Here is a 16221-nt window from a genome sequence, read left to right as displayed (position 1 = left end):
GCACTAATACGTGCTCCGCAAGACTGCGAATTTCTCTTTTTTTACGCTACAATCCTATAAATTTACCTGGTATAAAGCGGGTAATCAGAGGCAGACCCACGCCACTGCAATTTTAAACGATAACTAAATGATTTTAATGATGAATACTTCCCGGGATTTTATTTAATGGGGTACATTGTTGCGTTAACGGGCGGCATCGGGAGTGGTAAAAGCACTGTTGCTGACGCTTTCTCACGTTTGGGTATCGTGATTGTTGATGCTGACATCATTGCCCGACAGGTGGTTGAGCCTCACACCCCCGGCTTAAGAGCCATTGAAGCGCATTTCGGCCAGGACATCATTAACAGTGACGGCTCCCTGAACAGACGTCTGTTGCGCGAGCGCATTTTTTCTCGACCGGAAGAAAAAACCTGGCTCAATGCGCTTCTTCACCCCATGATTCACCAGGAAACTCAGCGACAGATCTCTGCGGCAACATCGCCGTATGTTTTATGGGTTATTCCGTTGCTCGTCGAAAATCAACTTCAGCATAAAGCCAACAGAATTCTGGTCATCGATGTGTTACCCGAAACACAACTTCAGCGAACGATGTTGCGCGATAACGTCACACGCCAACATGCTGAACAAATTCTTGCTGCGCAGGCAACGCGTGAAGCACGACTTGCCGTCGCAGATGACGTTATTGATAATAACGGCGCACCCGAAACAATTGCATCGGATGTTGCCCGCCTGCACGCACACTATCTGACGTATGCCGCGCAGGCCGCAGCACAGGACAAAACACAATGAGTTCTCATATCCTTTTTGAACACCCGCTGAATGAGAAAATGCGCACCTGGCTGCGCATCGAATTTCTCATTCAGCAGATGTCTTTTCATCTTCCGATCGCCGAGCACGCGACCGCGCTGCATTTTTTCCGCAACGTTGGCGACCTGCTGGATGTTATTGAGCGGGGCGACGTTCGCACAGAGTTGCTCAAAGAACTCGAACGTCAGCAGCGAAAATTGCAGGGCTGGGCTGAAGTCCCAGGCGTCGATCAGAACCGTATCGATTCAATCCGCCTGCAGCTGAAGCAAAGCAGCACTATTCTTATGGCCGCCCCTCGCGTTGGGCAATTTCTGCGAGAAGATCGGTTGATTGGGCTGGTGCGCCAGCGACTGAGTATTCCGGGAGGATGCTGTAGTTTTGACCTGCCAACATTGCACATCTGGCTGCATATGTCGCAAGAACAGCGTGATGCACAGGTAAAAAACTGGATGGGAAGCCTCGAGCCGATGAATCAAGCGCTGACCCTGATTCTTGACCTTGTTCGCAACTCAGCACCGTTTCGCAAGCAAACCAGCCTTAACGGTTTTTATCAGGATAATGGCGATGATGCCGACCTGCTGCGACTGCAACTTTCACTCGGCGATCAGCTTTATCCGCAAATTTCAGGCCATAAAAGCCGCTTTGCGATTCGATTTATGCCGCTGGATAGCGAGAATGGAAGCGTGCCGGAACGTCTCGATTTTGAACTGGCTTGCTGTTAAGGAGTGCCAATGTCTGAAGTGATTACCGTGAATTGCCCGACCTGTGGCAAAGCTGTTGTCTGGGGTGAAATCAGTCCGTTTCGCCCGTTTTGCTGTAAGCGCTGTCAGCTCATCGATCTGGGTGAATGGGCGGCAGAAGAGAAACGCATCCCGAGCGAGGGTGGCCTGTCAGATAGCGATGACTGGAGCGAAGAACTGAAGTAGTTAGGTTCTTCGCTGGACCTGCTGGCACTCGGGTTAGCAGGTCTACACGCCCTGAATCAGTCTGGTAATAACGGGTTCATTGGCAGGCGGGAATTTGTCAGCCTCCAGTGCGCCTTGCTCAATCCACATCCCGAGTTGCTCTTCTTTCCTCCAAGGTTCACCTTCCCAGCTCTCAACCATAAAGAACCACAGCGTGATGTGACGGTCCGGGAACTGATACTCGAGTTTATCGAATAATGTCGCGTTGTACGGTGTAATCCCAACCTCTTCCTGAAGCTCGCGAACTAACGCCTCTTCAGGCGTTTCACCCGCTTCTATTTTACCGCCAGGAAACTCCAGTTTATTCGCCATGTGGGCATCGGCCGCCCGCTGGGTAATAAAGATTTGATTTAATGGATTGCGGATAATCCCGACGGCAATTTGCAGTACTTTCATAGTGTTATACCCATAAAAAAGGCGCAGAGATCTGCGCCTTTTCGATTTACTCTGTGCTTAGCTTAAACGGCCATGGCACGACTTATATTTTTTACCGGAACCGCAAGGGCATGGATCGTTACGACCCACTTTGCGATCGCCCGTTTGGGCAGCAATCGCCTCAGCTGCTTCATTTTCGTCAGTTTGATGACTCAGCTGTTGCATCTGCGCCAGACGCTCAGCTTCCTCACGACGCTGCTGCTCCATTGCTTCTACTTCTTCCGGCATGCGAACCTGGACTTTACCCAGGGTGCTGATCACTTCGTATTTCAGTGATTCAAGCATCGTCGCAAACATCGCGAAGGATTCACGTTTGTATTCTTGCTTCGGATCTTTTTGCGCGTAACCACGCAGGTGAATACCCTGACGTAGGTAGTCCATCGCCGCCAGATGCTCTTTCCACAGGGAATCCAGCGTTTGCAGCATCACGCCTTTCTCGAAGTGACGCATCATCTCGGTGCCGACGACTTCTTCTTTACGCTTATAAACCTCAATCGCGTTTTCAAGAATACGTTCGCGCAAGGTTTCTTCATGCAGCTCCGGCTCTTTGTCCAGCCACTCTTTGACCGGCAGTTCGAGATCGAAGTCATTTTTCAGACGTTCTTGCAGACCTTCAACATCCCACATTTCTTCCAGCGATTGTGGCGGAATGTAGGCATCGATCGTCGCTTTAAACACATCCTCGCGAATGCTGTTGATGGTTTCGCTCACATCAGTTACATCCAGCAGTTCGTTACGCTGAGTGTAAATTGCACGACGCTGATCGTTAGCAACGTCATCATATTCAAGCAGTTGCTTACGGATGTCGAAGTTGCGGCTTTCTACTTTGCGCTGTGCATTGGCAATCGCTTTGGTCACCCATGGGTGTTCGATGGCTTCGCCTGGTTTCATACCCAGTTTACGCATCATGCCTGACACACGGTCAGAAGCAAAAATACGCATCAACGCATCTTCCATAGACAGGTAGAAGCGTGAAGAACCGGCATCACCCTGACGACCCGCACGACCACGCAGCTGGTTATCAATACGGCGAGATTCGTGACGCTCTGTACCAATGATATGCAGACCACCGGAGGCCAGCACGGCATCGTGACGCACCTGCCAGTCGGCTTTAACTTGTGCAATCTGCTCAGGAGTTGGGTTTTCCAGCTCAGCCAACTCTGACTGCCAGCTACCGCCCAGCACGATATCGGTACCACGACCCGCCATGTTGGTTGCGATGGTCACTGCTGCCGGGTAACCCGCCTGTGCAACGATATCCGCTTCTTTGGCGTGGAATTTAGCGTTAAGAACGTTGTGCTTAATCCCTGCTTTTTCCAGTTCATGAGAAACCACTTCGGATTTCTCAATGGAAATCGTACCCACCAGAACCGGCTGGCCTGCTGCAGTACGCTCACGGATATCTTCGATAATCGCCTGAATTTTTTCCGCTTCGGTCATGTACACCAGATCCGGCATATCTTTACGGATCATTGGACGGTTGGTCGGGACAACCACGGTATCCAGTTTGTAGATGGAGCTGAATTCAAACGCTTCGGTGTCAGCCGTACCGGTCATACCAGCCAGTTTTTCATACAGGCGGAAATAGTTCTGGAAAGTGATAGAAGCCAGCGTCTGGTTTTCGTTCTGAATATCCACGCCTTCTTTGGCTTCAACCGCCTGGTGCAGACCATCAGACCAGCGACGACCCTGCATGGTACGGCCGGTGTGTTCATCAACGATGATAACTTCACCGTCTTTGACGATGTAATCCACATCACGGGTAAACAGAGCATGCGCGCGCAGTGCAGCGGTCACGTGATGCATCAGCATGATGTTGGTTGGGGAGTAGAGTGACTCACCCTCTTCCATGATGCCCTGCTCAACCAAAAGCTCTTCGATCTGAATCAGACCGCGCTCAGTCAGGTTCACCTGACGCGCTTTTTCATCCACGGAGAAGTGACCTTCGCCCTGGAATGTGTCGGAATCTTCTTTTTCCTGACGAATCAGATGCGGAATGATTTTGTCGACTTTGCGGTACATGTCCGAGCTATCTTCAGCCGGGCCAGAAATGATAAGTGGGGTACGCGCTTCATCGATCAGAATGGAGTCCACCTCATCGACCAATGCATAGTGCAGCTTACGCTGTACACGTTCTTCTGGGCTAAATGCCATGTTGTCGCGCAGGTAGTCAAAGCCGTATTCGTTATTGGTGCCGTAGGTGATATCCGCGCCGTAGGCTTCACGCTTAGCTGGTGCAGGTAAACCAGACATGTTGATGCCGACGGACATGCCCAGGAATTCGAATAACGGACGGTTGTTTTCCGCATCACGTTGCGCCAGATAGTCGTTGACGGTCACGACGTGTACGCCCTTGCCGGACAGTGCGTTCAGATAGGCAGGCAGGGTTGCGGTCAGGGTTTTACCTTCACCGGTACGCATTTCAGCGATGCAACGTTCGTTCAACACCATACCGCCGAGCAGTTGCACGTCAAAGTGACGCATTCCAAACACACGCTTACTCGCTTCGCGAACCACGGCGAATGCTTCTGGAATCAGGCTTTCTACTGTTTCACCTTTGTCCAGACGTGCGCGGAACTCAACGGTTTTTGCTTTCAGTTCGTCGTCGGAGAGTTTTTCCATCTCCGGTTCCATGGCATTGATGACGGTGACGGCTTTGCGCATGCGGCGCAGGGTACGATCGTTACGACTGCCAAAAACTTTGGTTAATAATTTGATTAACATAATAAATTCTCACGCGCCCCATGATGGGCAGATAAATTAAAGTATTGAAAAACGGTTAATTTAGCTGAGGCGTTGGGGTCCGGCGCGGATGCCCTGTACCTGGCTAATCCAGGCAGAGACGGAGAAAGCGGCGTGGGGAATGAAAGTGATGTTTGTCTGCTGACGGACAATGACAGGCGGCTTACTTTCCTGAGTCAGCAAAGCATTGAGCGTATCCAGTAATGCCAGGTGCTGCGCCTGAACAGGCAGCGACTCTTGTGCAACAGGCATTGCCTGCGGTGCCATCGCAAAAGAGAGATGACGAATGACAGTGCGGATTGCATGTTGATGCCAATAGTCGACAGTGAAATTCGGGCGACGCGTGGCTTCCAACAGCGCGAGGTTGGTAAAATTGACTCGCGTGGATAAATCATGTCGGGCGGTGTTGGTCTTAGCGGGTGTAACCGTTTCAGCATTTGCGCTGAGTACAGGCAAGCCGAAGCTCGCCGCAACCATCCCTAATAAGAGATGCGGCCAAAAGTAACGTCTGCCAAATTGTCGCCAGCGCGTTAGAATTCCGCTCAATGAGTCCACCATCGCAAGATAAGCCTTGAGTGGCTTACCTAAAATTATTTTAGCGCCCAAATATTACCATTAAAGCTCGAACACAGCAGCAGGAATGACGTACGACAGCAGGTAAAAACGGTCAAGAATGCAGCGAACGCACGAACATATTGTGCTCAGGCAGGGCAAACATCAGGCAGGATATTACGACACAACTGTAGAAACAAAAACGACTGGTCTTCCTGGCCGGAGAGAGTACCAGGTTAACCAGTCGATTTTACGAAACGGCTGTTACCGTTACGCCAGGACCGTGCTCGGTGCTTTGAATGCCAGAGGCAATTCAGCTTCGTCTTCGAAGGTCACATATTCCCAAGCTTCCTGTTTAGCCAGGACAGCTTGCAGTAACTTATTATTCAATGCATGACCGGATTTAAACGCGGTAAATGCACCAATAATATTGTGACCGCACATGAACAGGTCGCCAATCGCATCCAGCATTTTGTGACGAACGAATTCATCTTCAAAACGCAGGCCGTCTTCGTTCAGCACGCGATAATCGTCAACAACGATGGCACAATCGAAGCTGCCGCCCAGGCACAGGCCACGGGACTGCAGATATTCGATATCACGCATGAAACCGAAAGTACGGGCACGACTGATTTGACGCATAAACGCATCAGCAGAGAAGTTCATCGCATAGCGCTGGGTACTGGCATCAATCGCTGGATGGTTAAAGTCGATGGTAAAGTCCAACGAGAAACCATTAAACGGTTTGAATTCAGCCCACTTGTCGCCATCTTCAACGCGAACCGTCTCTTTAATGCGAACAAATTTCTTCGCACAGTTCAGTTCTTCGATGCCAGCGTCCAGCAACAAATAAACGAACGGAGCAGCACTACCATCCATGATCGGAATCTCAGGCGCATCGACTTCGATAACAATGTTGTCGATACCCAGACCCGCGAGGGCGGCATTCAAGTGCTCTACGGTAGAAATCCGCACGTCATGCTCATTGACCAGACAGGTACAGAGCATAGTATCACGCACAGATTTGGCATCGGCCGGGAAATCTACCGGTGGATTCAAGTCGGTGCGACGATAGATGACCCCGGTATTGGCCGACGCAGGGCGCAACGTCAGTGTGACTTTTTTGCCGGTATGTAAACCGACGCCAGTCGCCTGAACGATACGTTTAAGTGTCCTTTGTTTGATCATCGTATAATCTCGCCAAATTACTTATCCAGCCGAAAGTGTATATCACTAACGGATGGCCAGTTTAGCACAAAGAGCGAAAATCCCCAAATTCCAGCCAATTCTTAGTCAGCTTGCTTGCGCAGGAATGCTGGGATATCCAGATAATCCGGTTCTTTCGCGGTTTGCGGCGTATTATCGTTAACCACTTTAGCGGCTGGTTTCTGCTCTTGAGTCAGCGGAGCCATACCGTGCTGCTGGTAACGATCCATGACAGGCTGCTGAGTCTGTTTATTCGTCACAAGGGTAATTTCTGGACGTTTGTCCATGCCAATACCGGTTGCAACAACAGTCACACGCAGTTCGTCGTTCATTTCCGGATCAAGGGAAGTACCGATAACCACAGTCGCGTTATCTGAAGCGAACGCACGGATGGTGTTACCCACCGTTTCGAACTCATCAAGACGCAGGTCAAAGCCAGCGGTAATGTTGACCAGAACGCCACGCGCACCCGACAAATCGATATCTTCCAGCAGTGGGGAAGAGATGGCCATTTCAGCCGCTTCTTCTGCACGGTCTTCACCGCTCGCCACACCAGAACCCATCATCGCGTAGCCCATTTCGGACATCACGGTGCGCACGTCTGCAAAGTCAACGTTCATCAGGCCAGGACGAGTAATCAGTTCAGCGATACCCTGGACTGCGCCTTTAAGCACGTCATTTGCTGCGCCAAAGGCGTCAAGCAGAGAGATGCCGCGACCCAAGACTTTGAGCAGTTTGTCGTTCGGAATCGTGATCAGAGAGTCCACGTGTTTAGACAACTCGGTGATACCCTGCTCCGCGAATGCCATGCGCTTCTTGCCTTCAAAATTGAAAGGCTTAGTCACAACTGCAACGGTCAGAATACCTAAATCTTTAGCGACCTCAGCGACAACGGGTGCTGCTCCAGTACCGGTACCACCACCCATGCCCGCTGCAATAAACACCATGTCCGCGCCATCGAGCGCAGCACGCAGTGCTTCACGGTCTTCTTCAGCTGCATTACGACCCACTTCTGGGTTAGCACCAGCGCCCAGACCTTTGGTGATACCACCACCGATCTGAATAGTCTGGCCTACAGCCGTTTTGCGTAATGCCTGTGCGTCGGTGTTGACTGCAAAGAATTCAACGCCTTCAATGCGCTCACGCACCATATGCTCAACAGCGTTACCGCCGCCGCCACCGACGCCGATGACTTTAATCACCGCGTCGTTGGTTAATTCCATTGGTTCAAACATGGTTTCTCTCCGTTTTTACACTTCATCCTTCACGCTGTAAAAACGTTTTGAAGGACTTCGCGTATGTGCCTGTCGCCTGAGACCGCTAATTTTCTCCGGTCTCTTTAAAAAATCAAAATTCTTTTCGCAGCCAGGAATTGAGTCGTTTGACCCACGACCCGACTGACGTACGCTTTTCCACTTCCGCTTCACCACTCAAATGGGACTCTTTCCCGTAGTGAAGCAGACCCACAGCCGTTGAATAATACGGCTCCTGGGCATAATCCGTTAAACCGGTAATATTCAGCGGTGCACCAATACGAACTTGCGTATGGAACACTCGCTGCGCGCAGGCCGCTAGACCTTCAATTTGCGCCGCGCCGCCGGTTAATACAATCCCCGCCGCAAGATGATGTTTCACGCCCTGCTGACGAAGCTGTTCTTGTAACTGTAAAATCTCTTCGTTGACGAGGTTAAGCAGCTCGGTATAACGCGGCTCAATCACCTCTGCCAGAGTCTGCCGTTGCAGACTACGCGGCGGACGCCCGCCTACGCTTGGCACTTCAACGCTCTCATCTTTGCCCACGATAGAACCCAATGCGCAACCGTGACGGACTTTGATCGCCTCTGCATCGCTCGGTGGTGTACCAAAGGCGTAGGCAATATCACTTGTCACGACGTTCCCAGCGTACGGGATTACTTTGGTATGACGCAAGGCACCACCAGTGTACACGGCGATATCCATTGTTCCACCGCCAATGTCGACCACACAAACGCCCAGTTCGCGTTCATCTTCCGTCAGGACCGAATAACTGGCCGCCAGTCCTGCAAAAATAAGTTGGTCTACCTTCAGGCCACAACGTTCAACGGCTTTGACGATGTTTTTCGCCATATCGTTATGACAGGTGATCAAATGCACTTTTGCCTGCATACGTACGCCGGAAAGACCGACGGGGTTTTTAATACCCTCTTGATAATCGATCGCATATTCCTGTGGGATCACATGCAGGACACGATGCTCATCGCGCACGCGCACTGACTTTGCCGTGTGCACAACATTCTCAACGTCTTCTTGCGTCACTTCTTCTTCGGAAATCGGCACCATCCCAATTTCGTTCTGGCAGCTGATATGCTTACCAGAAAGCGCAAGATATACGGAGGAGATCTGGCAATCTGCCATTAACTCTGCCTGATCGATGGCGCGCTGTACGCATTTCACCACCGATTCAAGGTCGTTTACCCCACCTTTATCCATACCACGGGAAGGGCAACTGCCCACGCCAATGATATTGACCATACCGTCGGGCAGAACTTCCCCTACTAAAGCGGCAACCTTCGCGGTGCCAATCTCTAGTCCAACTACCAGTTTTCTGTCCGTCGCCTTGATCATTGTTATTCTGCCTGTACCTGTGCCTGATTCTGTTGTTGATTAGGTTCCTCAACCGGAGCCGGCACCCAACCGACTGCTGCGCCTGAGTCGTAGCGCAAATCAACGTAGCTTATCCGTTTGCCGTCTGTCTGCGCCTGCTGCTGTAAAACGGGGTAAAGTTCTACAAAACGCGCCAAACGCTTCATCGTGTCACCGCGACCAAGATTAAGCTTAATCCCATTCGTTAACGTCAGTTGCCACGAGCGACGAGCGGTCATTGCTGCATCTTTTAACGTAAATCTGTCTTTAGCCAGCACCTGACCCATTTCACGAAAACCTTGTAGGACTTCGTTTTCGCTTCCTTCCGGACCATACAGCATCGGTAAACTTTGCTTGCTAACACGATCGGCCGGGACGCTGAACGAATTTCCGTCTACGTCAACCATATGCTGATCATTCCAACGCGCTATCGGCACAAATTCAACCAGATGAATCTTCAATTCATCAGGCCATTGCTTTCTTACGCTCGCCTGCTTTATCCATGGCAGACGTTCAATCTGACTCTGAATGATGTTGACGTCCTGAGTCATGAATGTCCCAGGCGGCCCCAGAGCCAGAATTGACTGGCGAATATCGTCGTTGCGTGTGTAATGCCGCTCCCCGGTCAACACCAGTTTTGAGAGAGGTAACCGCTGCGCATCTTCCATCCAGCCCAACACCATCCAGCCGCTGATAAACACGGTACACAGCACACCCAGCAGGAAAATAATCCCTGCAAGACGCGTTCCATTACTCCGCCCTGAAGAAGAATATTCCTCTTCTTCTTCACGGTTCCGCGTGTTCAATGCAGCCTGAGACATATCAGCCCGCCTGGTCCAGAATACGAACAACTAATTGCGAGAAGGTCATCCCGGCCTGACGTGCGGCCATCGGCACCAGACTGTGGCTGGTCATACCCGGCGAGGTATTGGCTTCCAGCAGATAAAATTGTCCGTCGCTGTCCTGCATCACATCGATCCGCCCCCAGCCACGGCAACCCAAAACAGTCCAGGCTTTAAGCACCAGGGCCTTTAATTCTTCTTCACGTTCTGCTTCCAGACCACTTGGGCAGAAATATTGCGTCTCATCAGAGAGATACTTCGCTTCATAATCATAGAGGGTTCCAGCCGGTTGGATGCGAATTGACGGTAAAATTTCTTCACCAAGCATCGCCACGGTAAATTCTGGACCGCCAAGCCATTTCTCAATCAGAACTTCTTCATCATGTTGAAAAGCCAGCGCTAAAGCAGAGGTTAAATCATCAGCTTTATCAACTTTCGACATTCCTACGCTTGAGCCTTCACAGCTGGGCTTTACAATAACCGGTAACGCCAGCTGTTCAATACGCTGATTAACGCCAACTTCCAGGCCTGATTCAAACTCGCGACGCGTCACTGCAACCCACGGCGCCACAGGCAAACCCGCACCCTGCCACAGCAATTTACTGCGCAGTTTATCCATGGAAATGGCGGAAGCCATCACACCGCTACCGGTATAAGGCATGCCGATTAAATCCAGCAAGCCCTGCAAAGTGCCGTCTTCACCGCCGCGACCGTGTAACGCGATAAAGACTTTATCAAAGCCCATCACTTTCAAACGCGTTACATCAATGTCTTTTGGATCAACCGGATGGGCATTAACGCCACCTTCACGAAGACCAGCCAAAACAGCTGCGCCGGAATTGAGCGAAACGTCGCGTTCCGCAGAGGTGCCACCCATCAGGACCGCAATCTTATCAGCCATGGCGTTCATCCCCTGAGGTTTGCGGCTTCAGTTTGATTTCAGATAAGTTACGTGCGATTTTGCCGATGTTTCCCGCACCCTGTATCAAAATCAAATCGTTACCCGTTAATACCTGCGCCAGCATCTCAGCAGCCTGAGCAGGATCGGAGACCAAAATCGGATCAACTTTACCGCGACCGCGAATCGTGCGGCACAATGAACGGCTATCCGCGCCCGGAATCGGCGTTTCGCCAGCGGCATAGACATCCAGCATCAGTAGCGCATCCACCTGGCAAAGCACATTGGCGAAATCGTCATACAGATCGCGCGTACGGGTATAGCGGTGCGGCTGGAAAAGCATGACCAAATTTTTATCCGGCCAGCCTGCACGGGCCGCTTTGATCGTCGCATCCACTTCGGTCGGATGGTGACCGTAATCATCGACCAGCATCGCTGTGCCGGATTTACCGTTCACGGGCTCCAGCGGATATTCACCCAGGAAGTCGAAACGACGCCCGGTCCCCTGGAAACTCTCTAACGCACGTAAAATATCGTCGTCTTCAATGCCTTCTTCTGTTGCCACCGCAACAGCAGCAGCGGCATTCAACGCATTGTGGCGGCCCGGCGCGTTAAGCGTCACGTGCAGCAGCTCTTTGTCCTGACGCGCCAGGGTGAAATGCCCTTGCGCACCGGTTTGCGTGTAGCTTTCCACACGCACGTCAGCGTCTTCACTGAAACCATAAGTCGTTGTCTGACGCCCGACGCGTGGCAGTAGCTCGCGAATGACCGGATCGTCAACACACATTACCGCACGACCATAAAACGGCAGGTTGTGCAGAAAGTTTATGAATGTCTGCTTTAAATTTTCAAAGTCGCCCTGGTAAGTGTCCATATGGTCGGCTTCGATATTGGTGACAATCGCCACCATCGGCTGCAGATGCAGGAACGACGCATCGCTTTCATCTGCTTCCGCAATCAGATAACGGCTGTGGCCCAAACGTGCGTGCACACCAGCCGCTTTAACCAGACCGCCATTGACGAACGTCGGATCAAGACCTGCTTCCGCATAAATACTGGACACCATCGCCGTGGTCGTCGTTTTGCCGTGCGTACCTGCAACGGCAATTCCGTGACGAAAACGCATCAGTTCTGCCAGCATCTCTGCACGGCGGATCACCGGGATGCGCGCTTCGTGCGCAGCTACGATTTCAGGGTTATCAGATGAGATCGCGCTAGACACCACGACCACACTCGCATCACGTACGTTTTCCGGACGGTGGTTGAAATAAATCGTCGCCCCGAGCGACGCCAACTGTTGCGTAACAGGGTTCGGTGCCAGATCGGAACCACTGATCTGATAGCCTTCGTTAGCCAGAACTTCGGCAATACCGCCCATGCCTGCGCCGCCAATGCCAACGAAGTGGATGTGCCGGACGCGACGCATCTCGGGCACGATTGAACGCAGTTTCGCCAGTTGTTGTGTATTCATTCTCTAACCGCCATCGATACTTCTTAAAATTCGCGTAACGCAAAACGCGCTACAAGGGTTAAGCCTTTGCTGCCAGGCTCACTTCGTTTGCCACCCGTTCGGTCGCATCAGGAATCGCCGCCGCGCGCGCGCGTTCAGCCATTTCCAGCAATGTTTCTCGATTCCAGCCCGCCAGAGTGGTGGCGACCGCGTCTGCGGTAAACTGCGGCTGTTCAAAAATTTTGGCGGCACCGGCTTTTTCAAGCGGCAACGCATTCCAGTACTGCTGACGATCCTTGTGCTGGAAAGGCACAAACACAGCAGGCAAACCTGCCGCAGCAATTTCACTCACCGTCAGCGCGCCAGAGCGACACACCACGACATCCGCCCAGGCATACGCCGCGGCCATGTCATCAATAAATTCAGTGACTTTATGCTGAGATTGACCTGCCTCGGCGTAAGCCTGTTCCACGGTTTGCTGCGCACCTTTGCCGCTTTGATGCCAGATGGTCACGGCATCACCCAGCTTTGCAGCCACCTGCGGAAGCGTCTGGTTCAATACCCGCGCACCTTGCGATCCGCCGATAACCAACACGCGAACCGGACCATCACGTCCAAGAAGACGCTCCTGAGGCAGCGGTAAAGCCAACACGTCAACACGCACCGGATTCCCCACGACATCCGCATTCGGAAACGCGCCAGGAAAAGCCTGCATCACTTTGGTGGCGATTTTCGCCAGCCATTTGTTGGTCAGTCCGGCGATTCCGTTTTGCTCATGCAGAATAACCGGAATACCCAGCGACCATGCCGCAAGACCGCCAGGGCCAGAGACGTAACCGCCCATACCCAATACCGCGTCAGGTTTAAAACGTTTCATGATGGCGCGCGCCTGTCGCCAGGCATTAAAAATGCGCACCGGCGCCAGCAGCATCGCTTTGATACCTTTGCCGCGCAGGCCTGAAATACGAATAAAGTCGATCTCAATACCGTGTTTCGGCACCAAATCCGCTTCCATACGATCGGCGGTTCCCAGCCAGCGCACTTGCCAGCCCTGATCCATTAAATGGTGCGCGACCGCCAGTCCCGGGAAAACATGTCCACCGGTACCGCCCGCCATCACCATTAACCGCTTCGGTTGATTCATCGTGAACCTCGTGTAAACGCCTGGGCTTTTTCCAGACGCGTCTCATAATCTATGCGCAACAAAAACATAATGGCGGTCGACATAATCAGCAGACTCGAACCACCGTAGCTGATCAACGGCAACGTCAGGCCCTTAGTCGGCAGCATACCGGCTGCTGCGCCAACGTTGACCAATGCCTGGAAGCTAAACCAGATACCAATTGAGCAGGCCAGGAAACCGGAGAAGCGATGATCGATTTCCAGCGCTTTTCGGCCAATGGACATGGCGCGGAAAGCGACGAAGAATACCATTAAAAGTGCTAATACCACACCGATATAACCCAGTTCCTCCCCGATGATGGAGAAGATAAAGTCGGTATGAGCCTCGGGCAGATATTCCAGTTTTTGTACGGAATTGCCTAAACCTTGACCCCATATTTCGCCACGGCCAAAGGCCATTAACGATTGGGTCAGCTGGTAGCCACTGCCAAACGGATCTTCCCACGGGTTCCAGAAAGAGGTCACGCGGCGGATACGATACGGTTCGGCGAGGATCAGCAGCACGACCGCCGAGATTCCCATGCCGATGATGGCGATAAACTGCCACAGCTTTGCACCCGCCAGGAACAGCATCGCCAGCGTCGTAACGAATAACACCACGACGGTACCGAGATCCGGCTGCGCCAGCAGTAAAACAGCCAGCACTAGAATGACGCCCATCGGCTTTAAGAAGCCGCGCAGGTTGTTACGTACCTCATCAACCTTGCGCACAAGGTAGTTCGCGAGATAGCAGAACAGCGACAGCTTGGTAAATTCAGCGGGCTGAATACGCAGCGGGCCAAAGGCAATCCAGCGCGATGCACCGTTGACCGAGCTCCCCACCACCAACACGATCAGCAGCATGATAATCGAGGCGATCAGCATGGCAGTGCTGTGACGCTGCCAGAATTCCATTGGCAAACGCAGCGTGATCATGGCCAGGCAAAACGCCAGAATAATGTACAAACCATCACGTTTCGCGAACAGGAAGGGATCGTTTGCCAGGCGCTGTCCAACGGGCATGGAGGCAGATGTCACCATGATAAAACCGATCGCAGCCAGCCCCAGCGTCAGCCAGAGCAGCATGCGGTCATACATAATCAGGCTGTCGGAATCTTTATCACGGGAAGCCATCACCCAGCCCTTCAATGCCGCAAAGAGCCACGCCAGGATCCCAAATCCAGGCAGGCGCGGCATTTTCAGGCGAGGGAGAGATAAACGCATCAGCCTAACTCCTTCGCCAGGCGGGCAAAGAGATCGCCACGCTGTTCGAAATTCTTAAACTGATCGAGGCTCGCACAGGCTGGAGACAGCAGCACCATATCACCCGGATGAACTGCCGGTGCAATAAGGCGAATCGCCTGTTCCATGGTCTCAGTCTGTGTCGCGATTTCCGGGCGCAACGCGGCCAGTTCAGCACCGTCACGGCCAAAGCAGTACAAGCGGATTTTATCGCCTGTCAGATAAGGCTTGAGAGATGAGAAATCAGCTGATTTACCGTCGCCTCCGAGCAGCAGGTACAACGTACCATCGACACGTAACCCATTTAGCGCGGCTTCTGTGCTGCCAACGTTGGTGGCTTTTGAGTCGTTGATCCAGCGAACGCCGTTATGCTCAAGCGCCAGTTGGAAGCGATGCGCCAGGCCCGTAAACGTGGTCAATGCTTTCAGACTTGATGCACGCGGTAGACCCGCAGCATCTGCCAGCGCCAGTGCTGCCAGCGCATTGGTGTAGTTATGTTGTCCGGAAAGTTTCATCTCTTTCACGTTCAACACTTTCTCACCTTTCACACGCAGCCAGGTGTCGCCCTGCTGATGATTCAGGTGATAGTCACCCATATTGATGCCAAAACTGACGCAGCGTTCATCCGCACCGCGCACCGGCATGGTCAGCGCATCGTCGGCATTCACTACGCACACTTTGGCATTTTCATAGACGCGCAGTTTGGCCGCACGATATTGCTGCAACCCAAACGGATAACGGTCCATATGATCTTCGGTAACGTTCAGGATCGTCGCAGCAACGGCGTGCAAACTCGACGTGGTCTCGAGCTGGAAGCTTGAGAGTTCCAGAACGTACAATTCACGATCCTGATCCAGCAGCATCAGAGCAGGTAAACCGATATTGCCGCCGACGCCCACGTTAATGCCCGCGGCTTTCGCCATTTCACCCACCAGCGTGGTGACGGTGCTTTTGCCGTTGGAGCCAGTGATCGCGATAACCGGTGCCTGCGCTTCGCGGCAGAACAGTTCGATATCGCCAACAATCTCAACGCCCGCATCAGCCGCAGCGCTTAACGAAGGGTGCGCCAGAGCAAACCCTGGGCTTGCCACAATTAAATCGGCGGCCAGCAGCCAATCATCGTTCAGACCACCAAGGTGGCGTTCCACCTCTTCCGGAAGTTTATCCAGACCCGGCGGTGAAACACGCGTATCCATCACACGCGGCGTCACGCCCCGTCCGAGGAAAAAGTCCACGCAGGAAAGCCCCGTCAGGCCTAACCCGATGATAACGACTTTTTTGCCCTGGTAATCTGCCATG

The 16221-nt window shown here is 52.4% G+C and carries 15 protein-coding genes; 3 read left to right on the top strand and 12 right to left on the bottom strand.

Translation table 11 applies throughout. The features are described from left to right. The first annotated feature begins 165 nt into the window (after positions 1 to 165). Genes coaE through yacG form a run of 3 tightly spaced genes read left to right on the top strand, consistent with a single transcriptional unit; the run spans position 166 to position 1733 of the window. Positions 166 to 789, top strand: coding sequence for a dephospho-CoA kinase (gene coaE, locus AC07RN_RS12580; protein ID WP_012016056.1), 624 nt, complete (start codon positions 166 to 168; stop codon positions 787 to 789). Next, positions 786 to 1529 (top strand): cell division protein ZapD, encoded by a 744-nt coding sequence (zapD, locus tag AC07RN_RS12575; RefSeq protein WP_478336507.1) that lies wholly within the window; start codon positions 786 to 788, stop codon positions 1527 to 1529. Before coaE ends, zapD begins: the two co-directional genes overlap by 4 nt. 9 nt (positions 1530 to 1538) lie before the next feature. After that, positions 1539 to 1733, top strand: coding sequence for a DNA gyrase inhibitor YacG (gene yacG, locus AC07RN_RS12570; protein WP_235134747.1), 195 nt, complete (start codon positions 1539 to 1541; stop codon positions 1731 to 1733). 42 nt (positions 1734 to 1775) lie between these two features. Here the strand turns inward: yacG and mutT are convergent, their stop codons facing one another. From mutT to murD, 12 genes are all read right to left on the bottom strand, one after another. Then, a complete protein-coding gene (gene mutT, locus AC07RN_RS12565) occupies positions 1776 to 2168 on the bottom strand; it encodes an 8-oxo-dGTP diphosphatase MutT (RefSeq protein ID WP_478336506.1) in 393 nt (130 codons plus the stop codon). 57 nt (positions 2169 to 2225) lie between these two features. Next, positions 2226 to 4931, bottom strand: a complete 2706-nt coding sequence (gene secA, locus AC07RN_RS12560) for a preprotein translocase subunit SecA (protein ID WP_012016052.1) — start codon at positions 4929 to 4931, stop codon at positions 2226 to 2228. Between the two features lie 60 nt (positions 4932 to 4991). After that, the gene (gene secM / locus AC07RN_RS12555; protein ID WP_449554701.1) at positions 4992 to 5495 is read right to left on the bottom strand and encodes a secA translation cis-regulator SecM; all 504 of its coding nucleotides are present in this window, start codon (positions 5493 to 5495) and stop codon (positions 4992 to 4994) included. A 276-nt stretch (positions 5496 to 5771) separates the two neighbouring features. Continuing rightward, on the bottom strand, positions 5772 to 6689 hold the full coding sequence (lpxC, locus tag AC07RN_RS12550; protein ID WP_012016050.1) for a UDP-3-O-acyl-N-acetylglucosamine deacetylase: 918 nt from the start codon (positions 6687 to 6689) through the stop codon (positions 5772 to 5774). 101 nt (positions 6690 to 6790) lie between these two features. Next, on the bottom strand, positions 6791 to 7942 hold the full coding sequence (ftsZ, locus tag AC07RN_RS12545) for a cell division protein FtsZ (protein ID WP_006173842.1): 1152 nt from the start codon (positions 7940 to 7942) through the stop codon (positions 6791 to 6793). A 112-nt stretch (positions 7943 to 8054) separates the two neighbouring features. Further along, a complete protein-coding gene (gene ftsA, locus AC07RN_RS12540; protein ID WP_012016049.1) occupies positions 8055 to 9311 on the bottom strand; it encodes a cell division protein FtsA in 1257 nt (418 codons plus the stop codon). Positions 9312 to 9313: 2 nt separating this feature from the next. Then, complete coding sequence (ftsQ, locus tag AC07RN_RS12535; protein ID WP_478336505.1) at positions 9314 to 10150, bottom strand: cell division protein FtsQ; 837 nt, start codon at positions 10148 to 10150, stop codon at positions 9314 to 9316. A 1-nt stretch (position 10151) separates the two neighbouring features. Then, positions 10152 to 11072, bottom strand: coding sequence for a D-alanine--D-alanine ligase (locus AC07RN_RS12530; RefSeq protein ID WP_478336504.1), 921 nt, complete (start codon positions 11070 to 11072; stop codon positions 10152 to 10154). Continuing rightward, the gene (gene murC, locus AC07RN_RS12525; protein WP_478336503.1) at positions 11065 to 12540 is read right to left on the bottom strand and encodes a UDP-N-acetylmuramate--L-alanine ligase; all 1476 of its coding nucleotides are present in this window, start codon (positions 12538 to 12540) and stop codon (positions 11065 to 11067) included. The genes AC07RN_RS12530 and murC overlap by 8 nt, the downstream gene beginning before the upstream one ends. A gap of 58 nt (positions 12541 to 12598) precedes the next feature. Continuing rightward, a complete protein-coding gene (gene murG / locus AC07RN_RS12520) occupies positions 12599 to 13663 on the bottom strand; it encodes an undecaprenyldiphospho-muramoylpentapeptide beta-N-acetylglucosaminyltransferase (RefSeq protein ID WP_478336502.1) in 1065 nt (354 codons plus the stop codon). Continuing rightward, complete coding sequence (ftsW, locus tag AC07RN_RS12515; protein WP_012016044.1) at positions 13660 to 14904, bottom strand: cell division protein FtsW; 1245 nt, start codon at positions 14902 to 14904, stop codon at positions 13660 to 13662. Before ftsW ends, murG begins: the two co-directional genes overlap by 4 nt. Next, complete coding sequence (gene murD / locus AC07RN_RS12510) at positions 14904 to 16220, bottom strand: UDP-N-acetylmuramoyl-L-alanine--D-glutamate ligase (RefSeq protein ID WP_478336501.1); 1317 nt, start codon at positions 16218 to 16220, stop codon at positions 14904 to 14906. Before murD ends, ftsW begins: the two co-directional genes overlap by 1 nt. Position 16221 lies beyond the last annotated feature (1 nt).

Source organism: Lelliottia sp. GFLA7 (genome assembly GCF_056490165.1).
The sequence above is the reverse complement of the archived record's forward strand: the minus strand, read 5'-3'. Positions and strand labels throughout refer to the sequence as shown.

What these genes read in the sequence shown, in the direction of transcription:
- coaE (WP_012016056.1), top strand. Translation starts at nt 166, where the DNA reads ATGGGGTACATTGTTGCGTTAACGGGCGGCATCGGGAGTGGTAAAAGC.
- zapD (WP_478336507.1), top strand. Translation starts at nt 786, where the DNA reads ATGAGTTCTCATATCCTTTTTGAACACCCGCTGAATGAGAAAATGCGC.
- yacG (WP_235134747.1), top strand. Translation starts at nt 1,539, where the DNA reads ATGTCTGAAGTGATTACCGTGAATTGCCCGACCTGTGGCAAAGCTGTT.
- mutT (WP_478336506.1), bottom strand. Translation starts at nt 2,168, where the DNA reads ATGAAAGTACTGCAAATTGCCGTCGGGATTATCCGCAATCCATTAAAT.
- secA (WP_012016052.1), bottom strand. Translation starts at nt 4,931, where the DNA reads ATGTTAATCAAATTATTAACCAAAGTTTTTGGCAGTCGTAACGATCGT.
- lpxC (WP_012016050.1), bottom strand. Translation starts at nt 6,689, where the DNA reads ATGATCAAACAAAGGACACTTAAACGTATCGTTCAGGCGACTGGCGTC.
- ftsZ (WP_006173842.1), bottom strand. Translation starts at nt 7,942, where the DNA reads ATGTTTGAACCAATGGAATTAACCAACGACGCGGTGATTAAAGTCATC.
- ftsA (WP_012016049.1), bottom strand. Translation starts at nt 9,311, where the DNA reads ATGATCAAGGCGACGGACAGAAAACTGGTAGTTGGACTAGAGATTGGC.
- ftsQ (WP_478336505.1), bottom strand. Translation starts at nt 10,150, where the DNA reads ATGTCTCAGGCTGCATTGAACACGCGGAACCGTGAAGAAGAAGAGGAA.
- AC07RN_RS12530 (WP_478336504.1), bottom strand. Translation starts at nt 11,072, where the DNA reads ATGGCTGATAAGATTGCGGTCCTGATGGGTGGCACCTCTGCGGAACGC.
- murC (WP_478336503.1), bottom strand. Translation starts at nt 12,540, where the DNA reads ATGAATACACAACAACTGGCGAAACTGCGTTCAATCGTGCCCGAGATG.
- murG (WP_478336502.1), bottom strand. Translation starts at nt 13,663, where the DNA reads ATGAATCAACCGAAGCGGTTAATGGTGATGGCGGGCGGTACCGGTGGA.
- ftsW (WP_012016044.1), bottom strand. Translation starts at nt 14,904, where the DNA reads ATGCGTTTATCTCTCCCTCGCCTGAAAATGCCGCGCCTGCCTGGATTT.
- murD (WP_478336501.1), bottom strand. Translation starts at nt 16,220, where the DNA reads ATGGCAGATTACCAGGGCAAAAAAGTCGTTATCATCGGGTTAGGCCTG.